The organism is Flavobacterium suaedae (assembly GCF_014642915.1).
GTDB lineage: Bacteria > Bacteroidota > Bacteroidia > Flavobacteriales > Flavobacteriaceae > Flavobacterium > Flavobacterium suaedae.
The window spans coordinates 561743-586702 of the sequence record NZ_BMJE01000002.1 but is presented as its reverse complement, the minus strand read 5'-3'; the positions used below and the strand labels follow the sequence as shown (position 1 = coordinate 586702).

At 36.2% G+C, this 24960-nt stretch carries 25 protein-coding genes and 3 tRNA genes; 16 read left to right on the top strand and 12 right to left on the bottom strand.

Going from position 1 to position 24960, the window contains the following annotated elements; genetic code table 11:
* Window positions 1-289: 289 nt before the first annotated feature.
* Complete coding sequence (locus IEW45_RS05770) at window positions 290-745, bottom strand: hypothetical protein (protein ID WP_188620268.1); 456 nt, start codon at window positions 743-745, stop codon at window positions 290-292.
* Window positions 746-1180: 435 nt separating this feature from the next.
* On the opposite strand from IEW45_RS05770, the gene IEW45_RS05765 reads away from it, so the two are divergent.
* Together IEW45_RS05765 and IEW45_RS05760 are read left to right on the top strand one after the other, a co-directional pair.
* On the top strand, window positions 1181-3016 hold the full coding sequence (locus IEW45_RS05765) for a trehalase family glycosidase (protein WP_229665903.1): 1836 nt from the start codon (window positions 1181-1183) through the stop codon (window positions 3014-3016).
* A gap of 87 nt (window positions 3017-3103) precedes the next feature.
* Complete coding sequence (locus IEW45_RS05760; RefSeq protein ID WP_188620266.1) at window positions 3104-3550, top strand: DUF2231 domain-containing protein; 447 nt, start codon at window positions 3104-3106, stop codon at window positions 3548-3550.
* An 82-nt stretch (window positions 3551-3632) separates the two neighbouring features.
* Here the strand turns inward: IEW45_RS05760 and IEW45_RS05755 are convergent, their stop codons facing one another.
* Complete coding sequence (locus IEW45_RS05755) at window positions 3633-5780, bottom strand: catalase (RefSeq protein WP_188620265.1); 2148 nt, start codon at window positions 5778-5780, stop codon at window positions 3633-3635.
* Window positions 5781-6207: 427 nt separating this feature from the next.
* Here IEW45_RS05755 and thrS point away from each other — a divergent pair, with 427 nt between their 5' ends.
* The 4 genes from thrS to rplT all read left to right on the top strand — a co-directional run bounded on the left by thrS (window position 6208) and on the right by rplT (window position 9422).
* A complete protein-coding gene (gene thrS / locus IEW45_RS05750) occupies window positions 6208-8160 on the top strand; it encodes a threonine--tRNA ligase (protein WP_188620264.1) in 1953 nt (650 codons plus the stop codon).
* A 23-nt stretch (window positions 8161-8183) separates the two neighbouring features.
* Window positions 8184-8735, top strand: coding sequence for a translation initiation factor IF-3 (gene infC / locus IEW45_RS05745; RefSeq protein ID WP_188620290.1), 552 nt, complete (start codon window positions 8184-8186; stop codon window positions 8733-8735).
* Between the two features lie 47 nt (window positions 8736-8782).
* A complete protein-coding gene (gene rpmI, locus IEW45_RS05740) occupies window positions 8783-8980 on the top strand; it encodes a 50S ribosomal protein L35 (protein WP_188620263.1) in 198 nt (65 codons plus the stop codon).
* Between the two features lie 97 nt (window positions 8981-9077).
* Window positions 9078-9422: a 50S ribosomal protein L20 gene (gene rplT, locus IEW45_RS05735; protein WP_188620262.1), complete on the top strand. Its 345-nt coding sequence runs from the start codon at window positions 9078-9080 to the stop codon at window positions 9420-9422.
* A gap of 95 nt (window positions 9423-9517) precedes the next feature.
* Here the strand turns inward: rplT and IEW45_RS05730 are convergent, their stop codons facing one another.
* Window positions 9518-10027 (bottom strand): DUF4833 domain-containing protein, encoded by a 510-nt coding sequence (locus IEW45_RS05730; protein WP_188620261.1) that lies wholly within the window; start codon window positions 10025-10027, stop codon window positions 9518-9520.
* A gap of 102 nt (window positions 10028-10129) precedes the next feature.
* Here IEW45_RS05730 and IEW45_RS05725 point away from each other — a divergent pair, with 102 nt between their 5' ends.
* Entirely contained in the window at window positions 10130-10447 is a 318-nt protein-coding gene (locus IEW45_RS05725; protein WP_188620260.1) for a hypothetical protein, read from the top strand.
* 325 nt (window positions 10448-10772) lie between these two features.
* Here IEW45_RS05725 and IEW45_RS05720 read toward each other — a convergent pair whose 3' ends face one another.
* The 6 genes from IEW45_RS05720 to tgt all read right to left on the bottom strand — a co-directional run bounded on the left by IEW45_RS05720 (window position 10773) and on the right by tgt (window position 18222).
* Window positions 10773-12035 (bottom strand): asparagine synthetase B, encoded by a 1263-nt coding sequence (locus IEW45_RS05720; RefSeq protein ID WP_373283167.1) that lies wholly within the window; start codon window positions 12033-12035, stop codon window positions 10773-10775.
* Between the two features lie 253 nt (window positions 12036-12288).
* Window positions 12289-13842: a replicative DNA helicase gene (dnaB, locus tag IEW45_RS05715; RefSeq protein WP_188620259.1), complete on the bottom strand. Its 1554-nt coding sequence runs from the start codon at window positions 13840-13842 to the stop codon at window positions 12289-12291.
* Window positions 13843-14003: 161 nt separating this feature from the next.
* On the bottom strand, window positions 14004-14957 hold the full coding sequence (locus IEW45_RS05710; RefSeq protein ID WP_188620258.1) for an acetyl-CoA carboxylase carboxyltransferase subunit alpha: 954 nt from the start codon (window positions 14955-14957) through the stop codon (window positions 14004-14006).
* Window positions 14958-15034: 77 nt separating this feature from the next.
* Window positions 15035-15922, bottom strand: coding sequence for a DMT family transporter (locus IEW45_RS05705; protein WP_188620257.1), 888 nt, complete (start codon window positions 15920-15922; stop codon window positions 15035-15037).
* Window positions 15909-16985: an LptF/LptG family permease gene (locus tag IEW45_RS05700; RefSeq protein WP_188620256.1), complete on the bottom strand. Its 1077-nt coding sequence runs from the start codon at window positions 16983-16985 to the stop codon at window positions 15909-15911. The genes IEW45_RS05705 and IEW45_RS05700 overlap by 14 nt, the downstream gene beginning before the upstream one ends.
* 106 nt (window positions 16986-17091) lie before the next feature.
* Window positions 17092-18222: a tRNA guanosine(34) transglycosylase Tgt gene (tgt, locus tag IEW45_RS05695; protein ID WP_188620255.1), complete on the bottom strand. Its 1131-nt coding sequence runs from the start codon at window positions 18220-18222 to the stop codon at window positions 17092-17094.
* A gap of 171 nt (window positions 18223-18393) precedes the next feature.
* On the opposite strand from tgt, the gene IEW45_RS05690 reads away from it, so the two are divergent.
* From IEW45_RS05690 to IEW45_RS05680, 3 genes are all read left to right on the top strand, one after another.
* Window positions 18394-19242, top strand: a complete 849-nt coding sequence (locus IEW45_RS05690) for a transketolase (protein ID WP_188620254.1) — start codon at window positions 18394-18396, stop codon at window positions 19240-19242.
* A gap of 102 nt (window positions 19243-19344) precedes the next feature.
* Window positions 19345-20298, top strand: coding sequence for a transketolase family protein (locus IEW45_RS05685; protein ID WP_188620253.1), 954 nt, complete (start codon window positions 19345-19347; stop codon window positions 20296-20298).
* Window positions 20299-20454: 156 nt separating this feature from the next.
* A complete protein-coding gene (locus IEW45_RS05680) occupies window positions 20455-20895 on the top strand; it encodes a hypothetical protein (RefSeq protein WP_188620252.1) in 441 nt (146 codons plus the stop codon).
* 66 nt (window positions 20896-20961) lie between these two features.
* On the opposite strand, the gene IEW45_RS05675 is transcribed toward IEW45_RS05680, so the two are convergent.
* On the bottom strand, window positions 20962-21855 hold the full coding sequence (locus IEW45_RS05675) for an FKBP-type peptidyl-prolyl cis-trans isomerase (protein ID WP_188620251.1): 894 nt from the start codon (window positions 21853-21855) through the stop codon (window positions 20962-20964).
* A gap of 79 nt (window positions 21856-21934) precedes the next feature.
* Here IEW45_RS05675 and IEW45_RS05670 point away from each other — a divergent pair, with 79 nt between their 5' ends.
* Genes IEW45_RS05670 through IEW45_RS05660 form a run of 3 tightly spaced genes read left to right on the top strand, consistent with a single transcriptional unit; the run spans window position 21935 to window position 23414 of the window.
* On the top strand, window positions 21935-22333 hold the full coding sequence (locus IEW45_RS05670; RefSeq protein WP_188620250.1) for an RNA-binding S4 domain-containing protein: 399 nt from the start codon (window positions 21935-21937) through the stop codon (window positions 22331-22333).
* Complete coding sequence (locus IEW45_RS05665) at window positions 22326-22910, top strand: methyltransferase (protein ID WP_188620249.1); 585 nt, start codon at window positions 22326-22328, stop codon at window positions 22908-22910. The genes IEW45_RS05670 and IEW45_RS05665 overlap by 8 nt, the downstream gene beginning before the upstream one ends.
* Before the next feature lie 9 nt (window positions 22911-22919).
* The gene (locus tag IEW45_RS05660; protein ID WP_188620248.1) at window positions 22920-23414 is read left to right on the top strand and encodes a phosphoribosyltransferase family protein; all 495 of its coding nucleotides are present in this window, start codon (window positions 22920-22922) and stop codon (window positions 23412-23414) included.
* Here IEW45_RS05660 and IEW45_RS05655 read toward each other — a convergent pair.
* The gene (locus tag IEW45_RS05655) at window positions 23411-23923 is read right to left on the bottom strand and encodes a shikimate kinase (protein ID WP_229665902.1); all 513 of its coding nucleotides are present in this window, start codon (window positions 23921-23923) and stop codon (window positions 23411-23413) included. The two genes, IEW45_RS05660 and IEW45_RS05655, sit on opposite strands and share 4 nt — an antisense overlap.
* A 131-nt stretch (window positions 23924-24054) precedes the next feature.
* On the opposite strand from IEW45_RS05655, the gene IEW45_RS05650 reads away from it, so the two are divergent.
* The 3 genes from IEW45_RS05650 (at window position 24055) to IEW45_RS05640 (ending at window position 24366) form a co-directional block, all read left to right on the top strand.
* Window positions 24055-24127, top strand: a tRNA-Lys gene (locus IEW45_RS05650).
* A gap of 33 nt (window positions 24128-24160) precedes the next feature.
* Window positions 24161-24233: transfer RNA gene (locus IEW45_RS05645), tRNA-Lys, on the top strand.
* A gap of 51 nt (window positions 24234-24284) precedes the next feature.
* Window positions 24285-24366 (top strand) — tRNA-Leu (locus IEW45_RS05640).
* Window positions 24367-24615: 249 nt separating this feature from the next.
* Here the strand turns inward: IEW45_RS05640 and IEW45_RS05635 are convergent.
* Window positions 24616-24954, bottom strand: coding sequence for a winged helix-turn-helix transcriptional regulator (locus IEW45_RS05635; RefSeq protein ID WP_188620247.1), 339 nt, complete (start codon window positions 24952-24954; stop codon window positions 24616-24618).
* Window positions 24955-24960: the final 6 nt, after the last annotated feature.

Below are 24960 nucleotides of genomic sequence, written 5' to 3'. Positions count from 1 at the left end.
TCAGTATGTGTCTGTACGTGCTTGTTGTTGTAAGCGGGTGCAAATGTAATACTCTTTTTGGCTTTTGCAACTGTTTTGCTAAGGTTTTTTTAACCTTTTTTTAATTTTTTAGCTCAACTTATTGATTTACCTAATATTAGGTACCAAAGTTTTTTTTGTTGCTTTTTATTATTATGCACAACGTTGTATATATTAAATACTATATAGTGAAAAGGCACCTTTATAATAAAAGAGGGTGTGGAGATTTCCACACCCTCTTTATAGCATATACTTAATAAAATTCTATTATTTATTTTTTCTTACCAAATAGTTTTTTGAATTGCTTTGGAGTTAAATATTGTACCTGACCTTCTACTCCGGCAGCGTTTGTATGATATATTGTAAAATACATTTTACCTAACATTTTATCATAAACAAGGTTTAAACGTTCTCCATCGCCTAAACTTATTGCTTTTTGATCTCCTTTTTCTACTCCTTCAAAGTTAGTGAACAACTCATATAGGGCATCTAAATCTGAAGCGTTAAATTCAAAACTCTTGTAATTGTCTATTTTATCAAATTTAGCATCTCTATAAGTAAAGATACACTTATCTCCTTCTTTCTCCAATTTAACGGTCATTTGTCCCATAGGCGTTATTTTACCTATAAGTTCCACGTCTGCTTTTTTAAACTCAGTGACTTTTAGTTGAGCAAAAGATGAAGAGACAGCAAAAAATAGCGCAATGATTGTAATAATTTTTTTCATTTGTTTGAATGGTTTGTTTGTTTTTTAAATATTTTGCGCCAAATGTATATTTTCAATTTAACATATATAATATTACTAAATAATGTTAAAATAAAATTAACCTATACCTAACGAAAAACCAATATTAGCACTACATAGCAGGCTGTTGAAACAAAATCGTTAGTTCTTTTATAAATATTTTTTGAATTTAATAAAAACATACTAATGATATGTTAAGCATTTTAACTATATACAATGGGCATACAGAATTTTATTACTTTTATATTTCACTTACTCATAATTGGAGGAATGAAGTTTAAACCGAATAAACTTAATTTTAATTTTAAACAGGCTTTTATTATTATAGCCTGCCTCCTTATAGCTAGCTTATATATGAATTGCAGTAAAAAATTTGTAGAAAACAACATAATTTTTAATTTACCTGTTAATAAGACTATGCATGACCTTTTAGTTGGTTATGATACTGATGGCGATAATAAGATTACTAAAGATGATGCTCCTTCTAAAGATTATTATATGGTAAGCACAGCGGGAGATACTGTTATTTTACGTAATACTTATTATCTGTCTAACCTACTACAAGAACTGGCTATTGCAAATGAAAAAGAATATGAAAACCTTACTATTACATTATGCCAAATACAGGAACCGCCGGCAGAGAGAATTTCTAGACGTATAAAATCACATTTTTGGGATGATCTTACGCGAACGGTAGATGACGAGGGTTTGAAAAGGATAGTAGAAGATGAAAAAGTGCATGATAGCCATCAGCGTATATATGTACCTTATAATGACAGCACGGGTATCGATTACTTTTTAAACCTACAAAAAAAAAGGAGAGAACTCGAGGTGATTATACTCCCCCCTACTATTACACCGGAGTATGTGCGTTCTATAAATAGCCGCCCCGGTATATTATCATTAAAAATAGAAAATGGAAAAGGTGTACCTTTTGTTGTTCCCGGTGGCAGGTTTAACGAAATGTACGGGTGGGACAGTTATTTTGAAGGTATAGGGCTTATTATAGATGGCAGAATTGACTTGGCCAAGGCTATGGTAGACAACTTTTGTTATCAGATAAAATATTACGGCAAAATACTTAATGCGAATCGTTCCTATTACCTTACCCGTACACAACCACCATTTTTGTCTTCATTTATAAGAGAGGTATATGCTGAGTTACCCAAAACAGAAGAAAATAAAAAGTGGCTAAAACACACGCTTTCTATAGCGATACAGGAATATGAAACGGTATGGATGAAAACCAAGCGCTATACCCCATCTACCGGGCTTAACCGCTATTATGCCGAAGGTATAGGAATTCCACCCGAAACAGAACCCGGGCATTTTAGGAGTATATTACAGGAATATGCCAATAAGTATGACCTTTCAGTATTAACCTTTGAGGAGAAATATAAAAACGGAGAAATTAAAGATGCTAAACTTGACCGTTATTTTGTGCACGACCGTACACTTAGGGAAAGCGGTCACGATACAACATGGCGACTGGCAGATATAGCTGCGGATTTAAATTGCGTAGATTTAAACTCATTATTATATAAATATGAGAAAGATTTTGATTTTTTAATCAGTACTTACTTTAATGGTAGGTTTACTGCCGAAAACGGTCATCGTTACACCAATAAGTATTGGCACGAAAAAGCATCGAATCGAAAAATACTGATGAAACAATATTTATGGGATGATGAAAAACACTGTTTCTTCGATTTTAATGTAAAAACGGAAGAACGTACTGATTTTATGGCTGCTACTAACTTCTTCCCACTATGGGCAGGATTATGTACACAGGAAGAAGCAGACCTGCTTGTACCTTTATTAATGAAGGAGCTAAAAGCACAAGGAGGTTTCTTGGCATCCAATAAAGAATCTACTGAAAGGTATGCGAGTAGCGATATGCAACGCCAATGGGACTACCCCTATGGCTGGGCGCCACACCAAATGTTATTATGGAAAGGGTTAATGAATTATGGTTATAAAGACGAAGCTATTGAAATGATATACCGCTGGCTATGGACGATTACTCAAAATGCAGTAGATTATAACGGCACCATACCTGAAAAATATGACGTAGTAGAAAGTACCCATAAAGTATATGCTGAATATGGAAATGTGGGTACAGAATTTGCCTATATTACAAAATCCGGATTTGGATGGATGAATGCTTCATACCAGTATGGGTTGAGTTTATTACCAGAAAAATACGTCTTAAAACTGGACAATCTGGAAAAGCCGGATGTTGTATTCAATTAAAGTTAACAGGCTAATGTAGTTTTTTTGTGATGCTTTACTTATATATAGTTACAAATACTATATTTTTACATTATAAAAATAACTATTATGAACGACGCGCATTTTCACCTGTTAGTAAACCACCTGCCTATTATTATACCTATTATAGGACTGTTAATTTTAATTGGCGGATTTATTACCCGTTCGGCTATTGTTAAACGTACTGCTTGTTTGGTTTTTATACTGGGAGCAATATGTACTATTCCTGCTGCGGTTTCCGGTGAAGGTGCAGAGGAAGTTGTAGAAGATATGGAATTGGCAGACCACCACATTATCCACGAGCACGAAGAGGCTGCCGAAATTTTTATACTTTTCTCATATGCTCTTGGTGTACTGGCTTTAGTAGGACTGTGGGCTAACCTAAAAGAGAAATCGTTTAGCACTGTAATTAATGTAATTATTTTAGCACTAAGCCTTGTAGCTATATTTTTAGGAAGTAACACAGGTACTACCGGCGGAGAAATAAGACATACCGAAATAAGGGAAGCAGCCTAAATAATTTTACATAAATTAATAATACACAAAAAAATCCGCTCTTTGGCGGATTTTTTTATGTTTATACTAAACCTTCAATAAATTATAGTTTTGACTCACGCTCCCAAACTCTGTGCTTGCCAAGCAATCTAATAAATTCATCGGAAAACTTATCACCTGATTTTTTATCCGCTATAAGTACGCCGGCATCGTCATCGTTGTCAATCATAGTTTTATCTAAAACCTTTTTGGTATCAGCGCCAAAACCAATAACCTTACAATGTTTATAAGCGTTATTAATAAATTCTTTTACATTATTATTATCCGCAAGGGCTTCTATATTCTTAGCTCCTGCTACATATACCGCATCAAACAATACAGAAGAAGAGTTGAAGAAAGTAAAATCTGCTTTCATTTCAGTTCCTTTATCTGTCTTAATTCCTCCTGCATTCGGAGCAACAATTTTAGCCATAGCTCCCTTATTTTCAAGTGCTTTTTTAAGGTTTTTCAAATTATCCTCACTAACACCTTCTCCGCATATAAAGGCAACCATTCTTGTTTCAATAGTATCCGTTATAGTCGGGTTATGCAACATGCTTAACGCTTTAGAAGGTTTATACTTATTATCTGCAGGTTTAGGCTCATGCTTTTTCGGGTCTGCATCGGCCCCTATACCACGGTTGAGTGGTTTCTCTACTTTGGCAGGTACTTTTAAACCAAGTCCTTCTCCAACTTTTTTAGCTAAATCTTTATTCACCATTGCAAGCATTCCTAACATACGTTCTCTTACATCAACGGTCTCAACTTTACTAAGCTCAAACTGTAATGCATTAGCTATATGCCCTTGCTCTACTTCGCTCTGGCTTTCATAAAATAAAGCAGCCTGACTAAAGTGGTCGCTAAAACTTTCGCTGCGGGCGCGTACTTTATGTGCATCAACACGTTCATGATGGCTTACAAAACCACCATCGGCCATTTTTGCCTGAAAAGGGCATCCACCGCCAAGGGTATTAGGACTATAGCTGGACTTGCCTACGTTTATTTCCTGCCTCATGTGCCCGTCGCGCTGGTTATTGTGCATCGGAGCAATAGTACGGTTAATAGGTATTTCATGAAAATTAGGGCTTCCTAATCTCGAAAGCTGCGTGTCAGTATAGGAGAAAAGCCTGCCCTGTAACAATGGGTCGTTAGTAAAATCAATCCCCGGCACTACATGACCGGGATGGAATGCCACCTGTTCCGTTTCCGCAAAAAAGTTATCCGGGTTACGGTTAAGTACCATACGCCCTATTTTGGTAACCGGCACTAATTCTTCCGGTACTAATTTGGTAGGGTCAAGCAGGTCGAAATCATATTTGTGTTCATCCTCTTCCGGTATAAGCTGTACACCGAGTTCCCATTCCGGGAAATCACCGTTTTCTATAGCATCATATAAATCCCTCCTGTGGAAATCAGGGTCGTTACCTGATATTTTCAGTGCTTCGTCCCATACCACGCTATGCGTACCTAATTTAGGTTTCCAGTGGAATTTTACAAAAGTAGATTTACCTTCTTTATTTACGAAGCGGAAAGTATGCACGCCAAACCCCTCCATCATACGTAAACTTCTAGGGATGGCACGGTCGCTCATGGCCCACATAATCATGTGCATAGATTCGGGCATAAGGGAAATAAAGTCCCAAAAAGTATCGTGTGCCGATTGTGCCTGTGGTATTTCGTTATGAGGCTCCGGTTTTACAGCATGGATAAGGTCAGGAAACTTCATTGCATCCTGAATAAAAAATACAGGAATGTTATTACCTACAAGGTCAAAATTTCCCTCCTGTGTATAGAACTTAACAGCAAAACCACGTACGTCACGAGCAAGGTCGGTACTGCCACGGAATCCCGCTACAGTAGAGAAACGTACAAATACCGGCGTTTTAATAGAAGTATCATTCAGGAAACCAGCTTTGGTATATTCCCCTACATTGCCATAGGCTTCGAAATAACCGTGTGCTGCCGAACCACGAGCGTGTACAATTCGTTCAGGGATACGCTCATGGTCAAAATGCGTAATTTTTTCACGCATAATAAAGTCTTCCAGTAACGATGGTCCTCTATCTCCTGCTTTTAGGGAATTATGGTCATCATTAATGCGCACACCTTGGTCGGTGGTGTTATATTGTCCTTCGCTGTATTCCCTGTTACGTTCCAGGTCTTCCAGCTTGGCATTTTTAGGGGATTTGTCTTGTTGTTGATTTTTTTTCATAAATAATATTTAAAGGTGATTAAATAGGCACCTAAAGTTATTCAAACAATATCCAACCTGTAATTATTTAAGAAAAATTTAGGCTTTTAACCATATCTATCTTGTATAAATATTTCATACATTTATGTAACTAAATTTTTAAATTATGGCAACGAAACCAGCGCCTAAAAACGGACCTGCTAAAACAGGCAACGCCTCTGGCAAAGGCAGAGGGAATAATCCTACTGCACCCGGTAAAACACCACCACAAAAGAAAAAGTAAATTAAGTAGTCCGCCAAATGGCGGATTTTTTAATTCTTTCTTATTATCTCAATAATACACTTTTTAAAAGCAACACTTTACATAATATTAATGATTATAACTTGCTTCAATCTATTGCACTACTCCGTGTAATCCCCTATCTTTGCTCTTCATAAAAATTTAACAATGATAAATATTACATTACCGGACGGATCAGTCAAGAAATTCGACGAGGGAGTAACTCCCATGGACGTAGCCATGAGTATAAGCGAAGGCTTAGCAAGAAATGTTATTTCTGCCAGCTTTAATGGTACAACCGTTGAAACCAAGACCCCACTGACCACCGACGGTTCGTTAATATTATATACTTGGAAGGATGCTGAAGGTAAAAAAGCCTTTTGGCACTCTACATCGCACGTTTTAGCACAGGCAATACAGGAAATGTACCCGGGTGTTAAGCTAACTATTGGTCCTGCTATTGACAACGGTTTTTATTACGATGTTGATTTTGGCGACCATGTGGTTACCGAAAAAGATTTTAAAGCGATTGAAGACCGCATGCTTGCTATCTCTAAAGAAAAGCATGAGTTTAAAATGCGTTCTGTGAGTAAAGCAGATGCATTGGCAATGTATAAAAAAGAAGAAAACCCATACAAAGTAGAGCTTATAGAAAACCTTGAAGACGGTACTATAACCTTCTGCGATCACTCAACTTTTACTGATTTATGCCGTGGAGGTCACATACCAAACACAGGTATTATAAAAGCAATAAAAATAATGAGTGTTGCCGGTGCATACTGGCGTGGTGATGAAAAGAACAAGCAGCTTACACGTGTTTACGGTATATCATTCCCGAAACAAAAGGAACTTACAGAATACCTGCAAATGCTGGAAGAGGCTAAGCGTCGCGACCACCGTAAACTGGGTAAAGAGCTAGAGTTGTTTACGTTCTCTCAAAAAGTTGGGCAAGGCTTACCGTTATGGTTACCTAAAGGAGCGGCTTTACGTGAGCGTTTAGAAAACTTTTTAAAGAAAGCGCAACAAAAAGCAGGTTACGAGCAAGTGGTAACACCACACATTGGGCAAAAAGAATTATATGTAACATCAGGTCACTATGCTAAATATGGTGCTGATAGTTTCCAACCGATACACACACCAAACGAAGGTGAAGAGTTTTTATTAAAACCTATGAACTGTCCGCACCACTGCGAGATATTCAATAACAAACCTTGGTCGTATAAAGATTTACCAAAACGTTATGCTGAATTTGGTACAGTGTACCGTTATGAGCAAAGTGGTGAGTTACATGGGTTAACTCGTGTACGTGGATTTACTCAGGATGATGCACACATTTTCTGTACTCCTGATCAGTTGGATGAAGAATTCAAAAAAGTAATTGACTTGGTGCTTTATGTATTCGGTTCATTAGGGTTCGAAAACTTTAGCGCGCAAATATCATTACGTGATCCTGAGAACAAAGAAAAATATATAGGTACAGAAGAAAACTGGGAAAAAGCGGAAAATGCTATTATCAATGCTGCAAAAGATAAAAATCTTAACACAGTAGTTGAATATGGAGAGGCTGCTTTTTACGGTCCTAAGCTTGACTTTATGGTTAAAGATGCTTTAGGCCGCCAGTGGCAATTGGGTACCATACAGGTAGATTATAACTTACCGGAGCGTTTTGATCTGACTTATAAGGGATCTGACAATGAGTTACACCGTCCGGTTATGATTCACCGTGCACCGTTTGGTTCAATGGAGCGTTTTATTGCAATTTTGCTTGAAAATACAGCAGGAAACTTCCCGCTTTGGCTAATGCCGGAGCAAGCTATCATACTGTCTCTTAGTGAGAAATATGAAAATTATGCTAAAAAAGTTTTACAATTGCTGGAAAATCACGAAATTCGCGCCCTAATTGATAACCGAAACGAGACTATCGGTAAGAAAATCAGGGAGGCTGAAGTTCAGAAACTTCCGTTTATGCTGATAGTTGGTGAGGAAGAAGAAAAAAATGGTACGGTATCTGTACGACGTCATGGTGACGACGGTAAATCAAACCGAACCATGTCAATTGAAGAGTTTGCTTCCTTAGTACAGGAAGAGGTAAATAAAGTACTACAACCATTTGAAGTTTAATTTAAAATTTTAGAGCCATAGCTATACGAAACAACAGAAGAGGTTTTAGAGGTCGCGTTGAAAAAAAAGACCCGCACAGGATTAACGAGCACATAAAGATCCCGGAAGTACGACTTGTTGGAGACAATGTTGAAGCCGGTGTTTACAAAACAGGTGCTGCCATGAAAATGGCAGAAGAGCAGGAATTGGACTTAGTAGAGATATCTCCTAAGGCTGAACCACCTGTATGTAAAATAATGGACTATAAAAAGTTCCTTTATGAGCAAAAGAAACGTGAAAAAATGCTTAAAGCAAAGTCTTCACAAATTACTGTGAAGGAAATTCGTTTCGGTCCTCAAACAGATGAGCATGACTATGAGTTTAAAAAGAAAAATGCTGAAAAATTCCTTAAAGAAGGATCTAAACTAAAGGCATTTGTATTTTTTAAAGGTCGCTCTATTATATATAAAGAACAAGGACAAATACTTTTACTTAGACTGGCACAAGACCTTGAGGAATATGGTAAGGTAGAATCTATGCCGGTATTAGAAGGTAAGAGAATGATTATGTTTATTGCTCCTAAAAAGAAGAAGTAATAAACAATATAAAGAGATAAGTAAGAATAACTAAATACAGGAAGAAAATGCCTAAAATGAAGACGAAATCCAGCGCTAAGAAACGCTTTAAAGTTACAGGCTCTGGAAAAATCAAAAGAAAGCATGCTTTTAAAAGTCACATCCTGACTAAGAAAAGTAAAAAGCGTAAGCTTGCACTTACTCATTCAACGTTGGTACACCCATCTGATGAGACAAGTATTAAACAACAGTTACTAATAAAATAATTGTTGTTTCGGTTAAAACAATTTTAATAACCCTGGAGTATGGCCACAAAGTCTCTTAACAATATAAAAGAGCGCCTGCTACAAAAAAAGAAAAATTATGCCAAGATCAGTAAATGCAGTAGCTTCTAGAGCTCGTAGAAAAAGAGTATTGAAGCAAGCCAAAGGTTACTTTGGAAGACGTAAAAACGTTTGGACAGTAGCTAAAAACGCGGTAGATAAAGCAATGCAATATGCTTACCGCGACAGAAAGCAAAAGAAGAGAAATTTCCGTTCTTTATGGATTATGCGTATTAACGCTGCCGCAAGACTTCACGGAATGAGTTATTCTCAATTTATGGGTAAAGTTAAAGCAGCGAACATAGAGCTTAACAGAAAAGTTCTTGCAGACCTTGCTATGAACCACCCTGAAGCTTTTGCTGCTATAGTTAAGCAAGTTAAATAAGAACGTTTTATAAACACAATATTTCTTACTTATAATAAATAAACCCTGCTCTATGAGCAGGGTTTTTATTTGAATATTATATAAATTTCTTACTATTAGGGATAAAACTTTTCAACAATGTTCTTCCCTGTTTTTATGTCTTTCCCATAAAAATTAATACAATCTACTTTTGTACCTAATTTATTAGAAAATAGAAACATTCTGCTCAAAATTAAATTTTTACCATTTACGTTAACCATAACATAGGCTCTCCCTTTTTTAGTTACTCTTAAAAACAGTTCTTTTTCAGGATATGCCGCTAAAGTAAATACACAGGAATTGTCTTCTATTTTTTTAAACTTAACCCCATAGGCCAATCTTCGCTGTAGCCCTGTTAAGTCTGCCTTAATACCGCCTCTTGTATATATTATCCGATAAGCTATAACAGGCTCATCATTATTCAATACTCCTTTCTTAATATCGGCATCATAAACATATGTATTATGATTATTACTATGCTGAATATAAAATAATCTGTTAGACACACTATCGGGTATAGGGTAGCCATTTTGAGCAATAGTGTAATAAGATATTAAGTAAACAAATAGCAATAGTAATTTTTTCATGAGATATTGGTTTTAAAACCCTTGTACTCAAATATAAAAAATTAACGGTTTACATTAATGATTTTGAGTATTTTTAACTTATAACATATAAATAATTCAACCATGAAAAATGACAGATACACTAAATTTATCCTAACAGTAATAGCAGTTTGTCTTACTATTAACACGCTAGAAAAAATAGATTTAATTTCTACAGCACATGCAGCTACTACAGAAACAGAAAATAACAGCAACCCTGATTATGCAGTAGTACCTGTAAATAAAGATGGCAGTATAAATGTTACCTTAAAAAACAGCGAAGTTATTGATGTAAACATTAAAGGTATTAATACCTATGATGAACTTGATGTAAATGTTAATCTTGAAAAAATAGGTGGCTACTCTACTTATGGTGAAATACCGATAAAGGTTAAAGAATAAGTTATGATTTATTAAAAATCTTATTTAATGTTCTTATAATAAAATTTCCAATCATAAAATATGACCATGCACATATTGTAAGAATTAGAGTTGCAAAAGGCATAAAAAATATTATTATAACTAATACTGCTCCTATACCATATATTTTTTCGTCATTAAAATTGACAGGAATTACTCCCGCCAAATTAAAAATAATATGTAAAATAGCAATAGGTATATATGCGAAGAGAAAATTTATATATAGTTTTTCAAATAAATGAGCTGTTTCTGAGAATATTTTTGGAGTAATCTTTTCATTAAATATTAAGACCTATTATTAATCAAATCACGTTTTTTGTTTTTTCTTTCTGGCTGCAGGGAATAATACATTATTAAGTATAAGCCTGTAGCCGGGAGAATTTGGGTGCAAGTCTAAAACGGTTGGTGCATCCCCTACTCTATGCTGATAATCTTCCGGGTCATGCCCGCCATAAAAAGTAAACATACCCTTGCCTTTAGTACCATGAATATAGCGTGCTTCGTTATTAAGTTTATTCATCCCCATAACAAGCACGTTAGATTTAACCCTGTCTGCTCTGTAAGCAGTAGTTTGCCCCATAAAACCTTTTACTAATTGTGTGTGGTTTTGGCAAAGCATAGTAGGTACAGGGTCCCACTTAGCAGAATATTCCATTAAAGTAAAGTAATCCTGCTCAAAAGGTATTTTTCGATCGTTGGTAGTATCTATATCCGAAAACTCGTAAACCATAGGGCTACGTTCCAGTATAAAGTTTTTAAATGCAAATGAGTTGTTATAATCTATTTTAGATTGATAATTTGGTTCACTAGGATCTCCGTCAAACATTGGTTCACATATATCCACATCCTCCGCAGCAAGTGCTATATCAAAAGTATCAGTGGCCGAACACATAGCAAACATAAACCCACCGCCTACTACATAATCTCTTATTTTATCAGCAACAGCCATTTTTTCTTCAGACACTTTACTATAGCCTAGCCTTTGGGCTAATTCTTCTGCTTCACGTTTTTGCTCTAAATACCAAGGTGCATTTCTATATGCACCGAAAAACTTACCGTATTGCCCTGTAAAGTCTTCGTGATGCAGGTGTAACCAATCATATAAAAGCAGCGCATCATTTAAAACTTCTTCATCATAAATAGTAGTGAAAGGAATTTCGGCGTAGGTTAGTACCATAGTTACAGCATCATCCCAAGGTTGCTTTCCCGGGGGCGAATAAACGGCTATTTTTGGTGCTTTTTCCAGTATTACGGTCTCTTTATTCTGAGAAGGACTGCTTATCTCGTCCAGTATAGCGTTAGCCTCTCCATCTGTTATAATTTCAAAACTAACCCCTCTTATTTTACATTCTCTTCTTATTTCCTCTCTGTCCGGCAATAAAAAAGAACCTCCTCTGTAGTTTAATAACCAGCTTACTTTATAATCTTTATCGAGCGTCCAGTACGTAATACCATAGGCTTTTAAATGATTAACCTGAGAGGTATCATCCATAGGTATCAATACCATCGAGGCACGTGAAACAAATGATATTAAAAGTAAAAATGTATATATAAAAAGTTTTCGCATCATCATTATTATCCAATTTACACCAAAGATAACAAAATGTATAACGCATTAGTAGCAAGTTTAGCACTATACAGTAAACAAAAAAGCGTATCAGAATTACTAATACGCTTTTTGTTTTAATAAAATAACTGGCTTATTCACCGGTAGGGTCTATAACTTCAATGTTATGAACCAAAATTTCTTTCATTTCATCAGTTATTACCAACATCTCTTCGTTATTTACTGCCATGTGTATAATTTGGTTTATATAGGGTTATTAAAACGGAACTTCGTCGTCATTTCTCTTATTATCATTATTCATATTACTGCCAAAAGCATCGTTGGCAGAAGGTAAGTTTTGCGCCAGAAACTGGTTAGAATCATTATCGTTCATGCTCGATGGCAATTCATCAAAAGGAGAACTGAAGTCATCTAAATTATCAAATTTACCTAAGCTACCCACAAACTTTAACCTAATATTCTCAAGTCCACCATTACGGTGTTTTGCTACAATAAATTCAGCCTGCCCTTGTGTAGGAGAACGCTCTTCATCATCCCACTCATCAATTTTATAATATTCGGGACGGTAAATAAATGATACAATATCGGCATCCTGCTCAATTGCTCCTGATTCCCTAAGGTCAGATAGTAAAGGTCTTTTACTCGATCCACGTGTTTCTACCGCACGCGATAGCTGAGAAAGTGCAATAACAGGAACATCCAGTTCTTTTGCAAGTGCTTTTAGGTTACGGGAAATTGTAGAAATTTCCTGCTCCCTGTTACCACCGTTTTTACCTCCGCCTCCGGCAGTCATAAGCTGTAGGTAGTCAATTACTATCAGTTTAATACCGTATTGCGATGCTAGCCTTCTAGCCTTTGCTCTAAGGTCAAATATGGAAAGTGATGGGGTATCATCTATATATAGGGGTGCTTTTTCAAGGTCTTTAACCTTAATACTTAACTGCTCCCACTCGTGTTTTTCCAGTTTACCTGTACGTAACTTTTCAGATGATAATCCTGTTTCACTGGATATTAAACGGGTTATAAGCTGTACTGATGACATTTCCAGCGAGAAAACCGCTACGGGATGACCAAAGTCTATAGCTATATTACGCGCCATAGACAGTACAAAAGCTGTTTTACCCATACCGGGACGTGCTGCTATAATAATAAGGTCACTGGGTTGCCAACCGGATGTAAGTTTATCTAAATCGTTAAACCCTGTTGCAATACCACTAAGTCCTTCTTTGTTAGCAATGTCCTCAATACGTTTTTTAGCTTGTATAACAAGACTTTGTGCTGTTTCCGAACTACGCTTTATATTACCTTGCGTAACTTCATATAGTTTCGATTCTGCTTTATCCAGCAAGTCAAATACATCTGTTGTTTCATCGTACGACTCTTCTATAATCTCACTTGAGATTTTTATTAAACTACGCTGAATAAACTTCTGCAATATAATTCTTGAGTGGAACTCAATATGTGCAGACGATGATATTTTTTGTGTAAGCTGTATCAGGTAAAAATCACCACCTGCTGCTTCCAGCTTCGCATTCTTTTTTAACTGCGAAGATACTGTTAATAAGTCAATTGGCTGCGTATCGTTAAAAAGTTGAACTACAGCCTCAAAAATGTGCTTATGTGCATCTTTATAAAAAGCATCAGGCTGAAGAATATCAATAACCTCATCAACCCCCTTCTTATCAATCATCATCGCACCAAGCACAGCTTCCTCTAAATCAACGGCTTGCGGCGGCAACTTTCCTTTCTCCAAGTTGATAATCGTAGATTTACCAACTCGTACCGGGTTCATATTTCTGATATTTTCCATGAGACTAAATTAAATAAATTTAAACACCCTACTTTAAGAAATTGTTAATACAATTAGTGTATAAGGTGTTGATAACCTGTTTAAAAAGGTATAGTAAATTGTTGATAACAAAAAAAATCCGAAGCGTTTCGGCTTCGGATATCGGTTACCGAATAGGGTTTTTACTCTTTGTATTGCCCCATGCTTAAATACTTATCCATTCTCTTTTCTAAGAGTTCTTCTGTTGATAAGTCTTTTAATTCTTTATAAGCTTTGGTAATGTATTTTTCCATGTTCTTGTAGGTCGTCTCTCTGTCGTAATGAGCACCTCCAAGTGGTTCAGGAATTATATCATCAATAAGTTTTTGTTTCTTCATATCAAAAGAAGTCAGTTTAAGCGCTTCAGCAGCTTGCTCTTTGTATTCCCAACTTCTCCAAAGGATAGATGAACATGATTCCGGCGATATAACAGAATACCATGTATTCTCCAGCATATATACTTTATCACCCACACCTATACCTAAAGCTCCTCCTGAAGCTCCTTCACCAATTATAACGGTAATAATAGGCGTTTTAAGGCGTACCATTTCAAATATGTTACGGGCAATTGCTTCTCCCTGTCCACGCTCTTCCGCTTCAAGCCCTGGGTATGCTCCCGGAGTATCAACAAGCGTTATTACAGGTATACCAAACTTTTCCGCCATTTTCATAAGGCGTAAAGCTTTACGGTACCCTTCAGGGTTTGCCATACCGAAGTTACGGTATTGCCTTGTTTTGGTGTTATATCCTTTTTGCTGACCGATAATCATGAACGATTGTCCTCCAATTTTACCAAGACCACCAATCATAGCTTTATCATCCTTAAAGTTTCTGTCACCAAAAAGCTCAAGGAATGTATCGCCCATTAAACCTTTTACGTGATCCATAGTATATGGACGGCTTGGGTGCCTTGAAAGCTGAACCCTTTGCCACGCTGTAAGGTTTTTATATATTTTCTTTTTTGTTTCCTCCAGTTTCTTCTCGATTTGTTTGCATGTATTAGATACATCAACATCCGATTCCTGGCCTATAACCGTACATTTATCAAGTTGTTCTTCTAACTCTTTAACCGGCAATTCAAAATCTAAATATTCCATAATATAAGCAGGATTTGCTTTTGGTTCGAAAGGCAAAGATAAAATATTCAAATTACATAAAACAAATAGCCGGGTGTTTACTTTTTGTTTTTGGCGTAATTTTTAAGTATTGCATTGAGAATCACTGTTGTTAATATAATAGCAGCACCTACATAAAACGTCCAGCTCATGCGTTCTTCCTCTTTAAATACCAACAGTGCTAATATAATTCCGTACACAGGCTCTAGGTTAACCGTTAGCACTACTGTGTATGGGCTTATATACTTCATAACCTTTACTGATACTATAAAAGCATAGGCAGTACATATAGAGCCTAATATAAACAGCCAAAACCAGTCGTTTAGTGAAATAGAAAAGAAAGCAGCATCAAAGTTACCCGTGAATAACAGGTATAATGATAAAAATAATACCCCCCCGAATAGTTCGTATACTGATATTACTGTAGAGTCATACTTAACGGCATATATACCATTTAATACCGAAAACAATGCTGAAAGAAAAGCAGAAGTTAATGCCAAAGCTATACCGTAAAAATAATCGCCTTCGAACCTGAAAATAATATAAAGTCCTGCGACTACTAACAGCCCGAAGAACACCTCATACCCTATAACTTTTCGTTTATAAAATAAGGGTTCTAATAAGGAGGTAAAAAATGCACCGGTACTGATACAAGCCAGTGTTACCGAAACATTAGAGACTTTTATGGCTTTAAAAAAGGTTAGCCAGTGTAACGCTATAATAAGCCCGGCAATTAAAAACCGTGCTATTGTAGCAGGTGGCATTTTTAACGATATACCTTTTTTATACAAGGCATACAGTAAAACAATTATAACCGCAATAGACATTCTGTACCATACCAATGGTAAAGCATCTAAAGAAATAAGGGCACCTATAACAGCGGTAAAGCCCCAAATAAATACAATGAAGTGTAATTGAAACTGACTTCTTAAGCTATCGTTTGGCATTGCGTAACAGGAAAATAGCCAGAATACCAAAAGTAATATTAGGTATCCAAACAGCAATTAACGGTGGAATACTTGATTTTTCGGCCATTGTACCGAAAACCTTATCAAAAAATATGTAAATAAAAGCAAGGCTTATCCCCACAGCAAGGTTAATACCCATACCTCCCCTACGTTTCATAGAAGATACTGCTACAGCAATAATCGTTAATATAAATGCTGAAATAGGAATACTGTACTTTTTATATTTTACTACCAAATAGGTATTTATGTTACCCGAACCTCTTGCTTTTTCTTTTTCGATAAAGCGGTTTAGTTCGCCCAACGTCATTGTTTCGGCAACATATATTACAGGTGTAAGGTCGTCCGGCTCAAAATTAAATTTAAATTTCTTTTGCGCAGCCGATTCCAATGTATCGCCCATTACACCTATAGTTCGTTTAGAGTATCCTGCCAAAGTATAGGTACTGTCTTCAGGATTCCATTTAATAGAACCTGCATTTATTTTATACTCCAGCCTATTGCCATCAAATTTTTCAAGGTTAAAGTTATACCCACGCTTATTAACATAGTTAAAGCTCTTTACATAAATGTATTCGTTATCGCTTATCTGTTTGTAAACATCGCTACTCTCCCTCACCTGTGGGTTACTCTTTAAATAGGTATATCTGAAATCATTAAACCCTTTACTGGCTTTCGGCACAAAAAAGAACCCCATTAGCAGTGCTAATATAGATATCATGGTTGCACCTATAATATATGGGCGTAAAAAACGACTAAAGGAAATACCCGAGCTTAAAATGGCTATAATTTCAGTATTATTAGCCAGTTTAGAGGTAAACCATATAATAGACAGGAAAAGAAAAATAGGAAATAACAGGTTCGCAAAATAAATAGTAAAGTCGCCGTAATACTTTGCTACCTCTATAAAAGGCACATCTTTATCGAGTATCTTATTAATTTTTTCCGATACATCAATGGCAATACCAATAGGAATAAACAATAACAACATTACAAAGAATGTTGCTAAATAACGCTTTAAAATGTACCAGTCTATTATTTTCATCTACTAAGTAATGAGAAGTTAGTATTGAGTATTGAGAGTAAAACAAAATAAACTCACATACTAACTAAAAAATCTCTGTTCTAAAATCTAAATACTCTATACTCAATTAAAGCCTTTGGCTCATATTTTTAACCATCATATCTTTCCACTCGCGGAAATCTCCCGCTAAGATATGTTTTCTAGCCTCACGAACCAACCACATATAAAAACCAAGGTTATGTATAGTGGCAATTTGTTTACCTAAATATTCATTTGCAGCAAACAAGTGTCGTAAATAGGCTTTGGTATATTCCGTATCTACAAAAGTGATACCCATTTCATCAATAGGAGAAAAATCTGCCTCCCATTTTTTATTTTTTATGTTTATAGTACCATTTGCCGTAAATAACATACCGTTACGGGCATTTCTTGTTGGCATAACACAATCGAACATATCTACTCCTAACGCAATATTCTCTAAAATATTGATAGGCGTACCCACACCCATTAAATATCTTGGTTTATCTTCCGGTAAAATACTACAAACAACATCCGTCATTGCATACATTTCCTCAGCAGGCTCTCCTACTGAAAGCCCTCCGATTGCATTACCTACAGCTCCTGCATTGGCAATATACTCTGCGGATTGCTTTCGTAAATCTGTATAGGTACTCCCCTGCACTATCGGGAAAAATGCCTGACTGTAACCATACTTAAACGGTAGTTTTTCTAAATGTGCTATACACCTGTCCAGCCAACGGTGCGTCATGTGCATAGAGCGTTTAGCATAACGATAATCGCATGGGTAAGGTGTACATTCATCAAAAGCCATGATAATATCAGCACCAATAGTACGCTGAATTTCCATTACATTTTCAGGTGAAAAGAAATGATATGAACCATCTATATGCGATTTAAACTTAACCCCTTCTTCCTTAATTTTTCGATTAGCTGATAAAGAATATACCTGATAACCGCCACTATCAGTAAGAATATTCCTGTCCCAGTTCATAAACTTATGCAGTCCGCCTGCTTTTTCCAGTATATCCAGTTGCGGACGCAGGTACAGGTGGTACGTATTCCCCAGAATTATATCAGGGTTAATATCGTTTTTAAGTTCACGCTGATGCACCCCTTTTACAGAGGCAACAGTACCTACCGGCATAAAAATAGGCGTTTCTATTGTGCCATGGTCAGTAGTTATTTCTCCTGCTCTGGCTTTGCTTTGTGGGTCGTTAGCTAATAAATCAAATTTCATGGCTCTCTTTTACAGCCTGCAAAGATACATTTTAGATTTGAGATTATAGATTACAGATGTTAGATAATAGAATTAAGACTCCTTTTATATCTTACATATTTTGCGAAACAAAATATTTGCCCCTCAATAAAATTAAAAGTACTTTTGCACCTGTTTAACTAATTTCTACAGATGGAACCTAACACACAACAACTAAACGACTTAGCTATTCAGGTAAGAAGGGACATCCTTCGTATGGTACACGCCGTTAATTCAGGTCACCCGGGCGGGTCGCTTGGCTGTACAGAATTTTTGGTAGCACTTTACCAAAACCTGATGGAGCGCAAAGAAGGATTTGATATGGACGGAATTAACGAAGACATCTTCTTCCTTTCTAACGGTCATATATCTCCTGTATTTTACAGTGTACTGGCACGCAGCGGTTACTTCCCTGTAAGTGAACTGGCTACTTTCAGAAAACTGGATTCAAGATTACAAGGTCACCCTACTACTCACGAAGGTTTACCGGGTGTACGTATGGCATCAGGTTCATTAGGGCAAGGTATGAGTGTTGCTATTGGTGCGGCTCAAACTAAAAAGCTTAACAACGATACTCACCTTGTATACAGCCTTCATGGCGATGGTGAATTACAGGAAGGACAAAACTGGGAGGCTATTATGTATGCTTCGGCTTACAAAGTAGATAACCTTATTGCTACTGTAGACCTTAACGGTAAGCAGATTGACGGTCCTACTGACGAGGTACTGCATATGGGTAACCTTAAAATAAAATTTGAAGCTTTTGGTTGGGACGTTCTTGAAATTAAAGAAGGGAACGACTTAGCTGCTATTATAAAAGGAATGAATGAAGCTAAGGCTTTAACAGGAAAAGGCAGACCTGTATGTGTTTTACTATATACCGAAATGGGTAATGGTGTAGACTATATGATGCATACTCACGCATGGCACGGAAAAGCTCCTAATGATGAGCAGCTTGAAAAAGCACTAGAGCAAAACCCTGCTACTTTAGGGGACTATTAATTTTTTTTTTAGATGTGAGATGACAGACATGAGGTATTAGAAAAATTTAATTTCTATTATTATCAATCTCAATTCTCAATACTAATTACTCAATTCTGAATAATGAAAAAATATACAAATACAGGAAATAAAGATACACGTTCAGGTTTTGGAGCAGGGCTTGAAGAACTGGGCAAAAAAAATGAAAATGTAGTAGCACTTTGTGCTGACCTTATCGGTTCGCTTAAAATGGATGCTTTTAAAAAGAATCATCCGGAGCGTTTCTTTCAGGTAGGTATTGCAGAGGCTAACATGATAGGTATGGCTGCCGGTATGACTATAGGTGGTAAAATACCGTTTACGGGTACTTTTGCTAACTTCTCTACAGGTAGGGTTTACGACCAAATTCGCCAGTCCGTAGCGTACTCTGATAAAAATGTAAAAATATGTGCCTCTCACGCAGGTTTAACTCTTGGTGAAGATGGTGCAACACACCAAATACTGGAAGATATAGGTTTAATGAAAATGCTTCCGGGTATGACGGTTATTAATACTTGCGATTATAACCAGACTAAAGCGGCTACTATGGCAATAGCAGAACACCATGGTCCTGTTTACTTACGTTTCGGTCGCCCTTCTGTACCTAACTTTACTCCTGAAAACGGAGTATTTGAAATTGGTAAAGCAGTATTACTTAACGAAGGTAATGATGTTACTATAGTGGCCACAGGTCACTTAGTATGGGAAGCACTTGAAGCTGCCGAAGCACTTGAAGAAAAAGGTATCTCGGCAGAGGTAATTAACATACACACTATAAAACCGCTAGATGAGGAAGCGATATTAAAATCGGTTGCTAAAACAGGTTGTGTAGTTACTGCCGAAGAGCACAATATATTTGGTGGTCTTGGTGAGAGCGTTGCTCGTACACTATCGTTAAACAACCCTGCTCCGCAGGAGTTTGTTGCTGTAAACGATAGTTTTGGTGAGAGTGCTACACCTGCTCAGCTAATGGAGAAATACAAACTTAACGACAAAGCTATAATTGAAGCTGTTGAAAAAGTTATAAAGAGAAAGTAATTATATTAATTACTATATTTAAAATCCCAATCTTAAATAGGTTGGGATTTTTTTTTATCGATAATCTACTACTCTTAATCGATTCATACAGAAACAATTAGTTAATTTAGAATACCTTTAGAACATCCATCCATAACTAATTTAAATTACTATATCATGAAAAAATTTTTGTTATTACCAATCTGTTTTATTGCTATAAGTTTTAGCAGTTGTTCTTCTGAAGAAACAGAAATTACTGATGAAGTTGCAACACAAACTAAATCACTTGCTGTATGTACGAATGTTAATGCAATCAATCCTTCGATTACAAACATTCAAAACAACGATTTACTTTTTCAGTGGAGTTCCCTATTAATCCATCGACGTGACTGGACTTTTAGTTCATGGATTGAAATTAGAAATGCCGGTTGTACTGGTAGTAGTACTGTTACTACTTATACAATAGACATTTTTAACACTCCTTATTATATTCTATATGGAGGTATTGATGGTGGTAGCGGAACAGATAATTGTTTTGAATATAGACTTGTAGTAGAAAGCTATAATCAATTTACATTGAATTGTCGTACTGCTACTGACTGGATTTCGTATCCATAAAAAGTTTTATAAACACAAAAAGCCTGCTCAAATTGAGCAGGCTTTTTTATATGTTGTTATATTCTTTTAATTACAATTAGGGTCTAAGTGTTTTTTAATTGTACCACCTTCACAAGTTGGTATCTCATCAAAACTATACGGTTCACCTGTTAGAGGGTCTGTTATTTCTGTACGTGTTGAATGTCCATCCCCATCATCATCCGTATCAAGGTAGTTAGGTGTACCATCTCCATCAGTATCATAATCTTTAATATCAATACCTTCTTCTGTTTCGTAACGGTTAAGTATTCCGTCACCATCAGTATCTATAAACCTAACATCATAAAGATTAAATGTAAATATTATTGGTGAGTATGGAGGAATATTTGTTTGAGAAGTATTGTAGTACCCATAAGCTGATGGTAAAAACATCATTCCTGCTCCGTAATTTTCAAAATGAGCAGGATCGGGACTGTCAGGGTTGTCTACATATTCACCGCCCTTAAATAAAGGAATTATTTCCTGCCACCCACGTATAGTAGCTGCCAGAGACGAAAATGTATCAGGGTATGGGTTATAATCAAACTGAGTACCGTCAAGCCTGAAGCCTCTGTATGCTGCAAATACATTATCTGCTCGTGTTGGGCTTTCCCCCACACCTTCCTGAAATACTATATAATATAAAGTATGCGCTACATCTGCATATGTAGCAACTTTACTCTGTAAAGGGTAATCTGTCTGATCCCAGATAGAAACTTCATCGCTCCCGTCGGGTATTTCTTCTACAACTACGTTAAATTCAGCATCTACACTGGCAATATAGTGTGTTTTCAGGTAATCTTCTATTTCAGGTTTTTCAACGGCATACTGCTCTCCGTAATCACGTGGCGGCTCAATAGAAGCGCCATCATCCTTTTTACAACCCGCTGTAATTAATACAAATGCTATAAGAAGACTTAATACCTTAAAATTTCTGTTCATTATCAATTTTTTTAATGGCGCAAGATACAATTTTCCGTTATTTTTGTACAAGCTATAACATGGAATTTTAGGAAATAGTATGAGGATTGACAAATATTTATGGTGCACGCGCTACTATAAAACACGAAATATAGCTACAGAAGCGTGCAAAAAAGGACATATTTCTGTAAACGGACAGCAGGTAAAGCCTTCTCGTGAGGTTTACCCTACTGATAAACTAACAGTTAGAAAAAATCAGGTTAATTATCAACTTACCGTACTGGATATTCCCGGCAATCGTGTGGGTGCAAAACTTGTGGATGTTTATCGCAAAGACACTACTCCTGCCGATGCCTTTGACCATTTAGAGTTATTAAAAATGTCGCAAAAGCACTACAGAGCTAAAGGAACAGGACGTCCTACTAAAAAAGACCGCAGGGATATTGATGATTATTCTGATAATTATTTGGATGATATAACTGACTTAGAGAATGAATAAGTTTAATAAAGACTATTGGGAGGACCGTTACCAGACAGATTCTGCCCCTTGGGATATAGGCGAGGTAACTCCGCCTATAAAAGATTATATAGACCAGCTTACTGATAAATCATTAAAAATATTAGTGCCCGGCGCAGGAAACGGTCATGAATTTGAATATTTAATAGAACAGGGCTTTACTAACAGCTACGTACTGGATATTGCTCCTTCTCCACTGGAAAATATAAAGAAGCGTTTACCGGAGCTTAGTGAGGAGCATTTACTTCTCGACGACTTCTTTGAACATTCAGGAGCATATGACCTTATTATTGAGCAGACTTTCTTCTGTGCACTGTCACCTGACTTGCGAAACAAGTATGTAGAAAAAATGCACAGCCTTTTAAAACCGGGAGGTAAAATAGCCGGACTGATGTTTCAGTTTCCATTAACGGAAGACGGACCACCCTTTGGAGGGAGTGCAGAGGAATACACTAAAACCTTTGGGGAGTTGTTTACAATCAAAAAAATGGAAACAGCTCATAATTCTATTGAACGCAGGCAGGGTAAAGAACTGTTTGTTATATTTGAGAAAAAATAAAACTACACAATGAAGCAAGTAATCCTTACACAACAGGAAATAGAACATAAAACAAAACGTATTGCTTACCAGATTTACGAAACATTTGTTGATGAAAATGAAATAGTAATTGCAGGAATAGCTAATAACGGTTACATTTTTGCCCAAAAACTGGCTTCGGAATTACAAAATATATCTGACCTTAAAGTTACTTTATGTGAGGTTAAGCTAAACAAAGAAAACCCACTAAGTAAAGTTGAAACATCATTACCTGCCAGCGAATATACCAATAAAGCACTTATACTGGCAGATGATGTATTAAACTCAGGTACTACGCTTATATATGGTGTAAAGCATTTTCTTGAAGTGCCGCTTAAAAAGTTTAAAACAGCAGTACTTGTAGACCGAAATCACAAACAGTACCCTGTTAAAGCTGATTTTAAAGGGCTTTCACTCTCTACCTCACTAAAAGAACACATAAAAGTAGTTTTTAGTGATGAAGAAACGCATGCTTACTTAATTTAAAGCAAACTCATTATTTCGTTAACTATAGCTTCAGGTGTTTTTCCATCTGTAGTTACTACATGTTTAGATTGCATATAGTAATAACTGCGGTCGAATATATGTTTGGCTACAAATTCTTCACGTTCTTCTTCGTCTAAATTCTTTAAAAGCGGTCTTTTGTCTATCTCAGTAGTCAATCTCTTAACAATTTCTTTAATTCCGGTTTTTAGGTATATAGAAATAACATCGTTTTGCTTTAAAAACTTGTCATTACCTGCATAACAAGGCGTACCGCCACCCATAGCCAGTAAAAAATCATCAGAGCCATTCATAATTTCCTTTAGAGCCTCATGCTCTAACTTCCTGAATTTTACTTCTCCTGACTCCTCAAATATATGGCTTATGGTTTTTCCTTGCTGTTTTTCTATATATTCATCTAAATCTATACTATTAATAGTAAGTGCTTTAGATAATAATTTAGCAATTATTGACTTACCTGACCCCATATATCCACATAAAACTATCTTCATATTATAATAAATCTCTATGTTTTAGACTGTTAAATAAATATCTGAAAAAAAATACAAATTTATAATAAAATGGTTTTGAATAATTAATAATACATTCTTATATTTGCACCCGCATTCAGGGAATGATATATGACTCGATAGCTCAGTTGGTAGAGCACAACACTTTTAATGTTGGGGTCCTGGGTTCGAGCCCCAGTCGGGTCACTAGTAACGACCTTATATTTCCTGAATGCACCTGACTCGATAGCTCAGTTGGTAGAGCACAACACTTTTAATGTTGGGGTCCTGGGTTCGAGCCCCAGTCGGGTCACTAAAAGTTAAGCTGTATGTATTATAGCTTAACTTTTTTTATTTACAGTAAGGCCATGTGGTGGAATTGGTAGACACGCCATCTTGAGGGGGTGGTGCCGTAAGGTGTGCCGGTTCGAATCCGGCTATGGTCACAAAAAGGGATACTGTTTCGGTATCCTTTTTTTTGTTTGAAATCATCTTTTTCAATGGTAATTTCTTTTATATTTATTTCAAAAGCTACTATTTATTATTATTTTTTCGAGATAGTTCGAACTTTTAAAAGAGATAGACTAACTGAATTCGAATCCTAATAAACTGTTTTATCTTAAGATTGTAAAACATCATTAACCTTAAAAAGGTAGGAAGTAAAAGCTTTTAAATAAAATAGTCATTTAATAAAATTAGTTATGAACTAAGTTCTCCTGTCCAAATTCTGCTAGCTTATCTACAATAGGTAGTGTTTTCATTCCCAATTCCGTTAAACGATACTCTACCCGAGGCGGGATTTCGGGATATGCCTTTTTACTGACCAGTTTATTTTCAACCAGTTTGTTCAGTTCTTGTATCAGCATTTTTTCACTAATGCCTGTAACAGCTCTTTTAAGTTCCCCATATCGCATCACATTGTTGTTAATTTGAAACAGGATCATTAGCGTCCATTTGCCACTTAACAGGTCTAAAGATGCTTTAACCGGGCAATTATCATCACACGGCAGATTTTTTTTCAATTTATTTGTCATTGATTT

Excerpts from the sequence above, each read along its gene's own strand:
- IEW45_RS05720 (WP_373283167.1), bottom strand. The coding sequence starts at position 12,035 with ATGATGCGAAAACTTTTTATATATACATTTTTACTTTTAATATCATTT.
- IEW45_RS05655 (WP_229665902.1), bottom strand. The coding sequence starts at position 23,923 with ATGAAGATAGTTTTATGTGGATATATGGGGTCAGGTAAGTCAATAATT.
- IEW45_RS05635 (WP_188620247.1), bottom strand. The coding sequence starts at position 24,954 with ATGACAAATAAATTGAAAAAAAATCTGCCGTGTGATGATAATTGCCCG.
- IEW45_RS05725 (WP_188620260.1), top strand. The coding sequence starts at position 10,130 with ATGAAAAATGACAGATACACTAAATTTATCCTAACAGTAATAGCAGTT.
- IEW45_RS05705 (WP_188620257.1), bottom strand. The coding sequence starts at position 15,922 with ATGCCAAACGATAGCTTAAGAAGTCAGTTTCAATTACACTTCATTGTA.
- IEW45_RS05760 (WP_188620266.1), top strand. The coding sequence starts at position 3,104 with ATGAACGACGCGCATTTTCACCTGTTAGTAAACCACCTGCCTATTATT.
- IEW45_RS05730 (WP_188620261.1), bottom strand. The coding sequence starts at position 10,027 with ATGAAAAAATTACTATTGCTATTTGTTTACTTAATATCTTATTACACT.
- dnaB (WP_188620259.1), bottom strand. The coding sequence starts at position 13,842 with ATGGAAAATATCAGAAATATGAACCCGGTACGAGTTGGTAAATCTACG.
- rpmI (WP_188620263.1), top strand. The coding sequence starts at position 8,783 with ATGCCTAAAATGAAGACGAAATCCAGCGCTAAGAAACGCTTTAAAGTT.
- IEW45_RS05665 (WP_188620249.1), top strand. The coding sequence starts at position 22,326 with ATGAATAAGTTTAATAAAGACTATTGGGAGGACCGTTACCAGACAGAT.
- IEW45_RS05700 (WP_188620256.1), bottom strand. The coding sequence starts at position 16,985 with ATGAAAATAATAGACTGGTACATTTTAAAGCGTTATTTAGCAACATTC.
- tgt (WP_188620255.1), bottom strand. The coding sequence starts at position 18,222 with ATGAAATTTGATTTATTAGCTAACGACCCACAAAGCAAAGCCAGAGCA.
- IEW45_RS05670 (WP_188620250.1), top strand. The coding sequence starts at position 21,935 with ATGAGGATTGACAAATATTTATGGTGCACGCGCTACTATAAAACACGA.
- IEW45_RS05710 (WP_188620258.1), bottom strand. The coding sequence starts at position 14,957 with ATGGAATATTTAGATTTTGAATTGCCGGTTAAAGAGTTAGAAGAACAA.
- IEW45_RS05675 (WP_188620251.1), bottom strand. The coding sequence starts at position 21,855 with ATGAACAGAAATTTTAAGGTATTAAGTCTTCTTATAGCATTTGTATTA.
- rplT (WP_188620262.1), top strand. The coding sequence starts at position 9,078 with ATGCCAAGATCAGTAAATGCAGTAGCTTCTAGAGCTCGTAGAAAAAGA.
- IEW45_RS05690 (WP_188620254.1), top strand. The coding sequence starts at position 18,394 with ATGGAACCTAACACACAACAACTAAACGACTTAGCTATTCAGGTAAGA.
- IEW45_RS05765 (WP_229665903.1), top strand. The coding sequence starts at position 1,181 with ATGCATGACCTTTTAGTTGGTTATGATACTGATGGCGATAATAAGATT.
- thrS (WP_188620264.1), top strand. The coding sequence starts at position 6,208 with ATGATAAATATTACATTACCGGACGGATCAGTCAAGAAATTCGACGAG.
- IEW45_RS05755 (WP_188620265.1), bottom strand. The coding sequence starts at position 5,780 with ATGAAAAAAAATCAACAACAAGACAAATCCCCTAAAAATGCCAAGCTG.
- IEW45_RS05680 (WP_188620252.1), top strand. The coding sequence starts at position 20,455 with ATGAAAAAATTTTTGTTATTACCAATCTGTTTTATTGCTATAAGTTTT.
- IEW45_RS05770 (WP_188620268.1), bottom strand. The coding sequence starts at position 745 with ATGAAAAAAATTATTACAATCATTGCGCTATTTTTTGCTGTCTCTTCA.
- IEW45_RS05685 (WP_188620253.1), top strand. The coding sequence starts at position 19,345 with ATGAAAAAATATACAAATACAGGAAATAAAGATACACGTTCAGGTTTT.
- IEW45_RS05660 (WP_188620248.1), top strand. The coding sequence starts at position 22,920 with ATGAAGCAAGTAATCCTTACACAACAGGAAATAGAACATAAAACAAAA.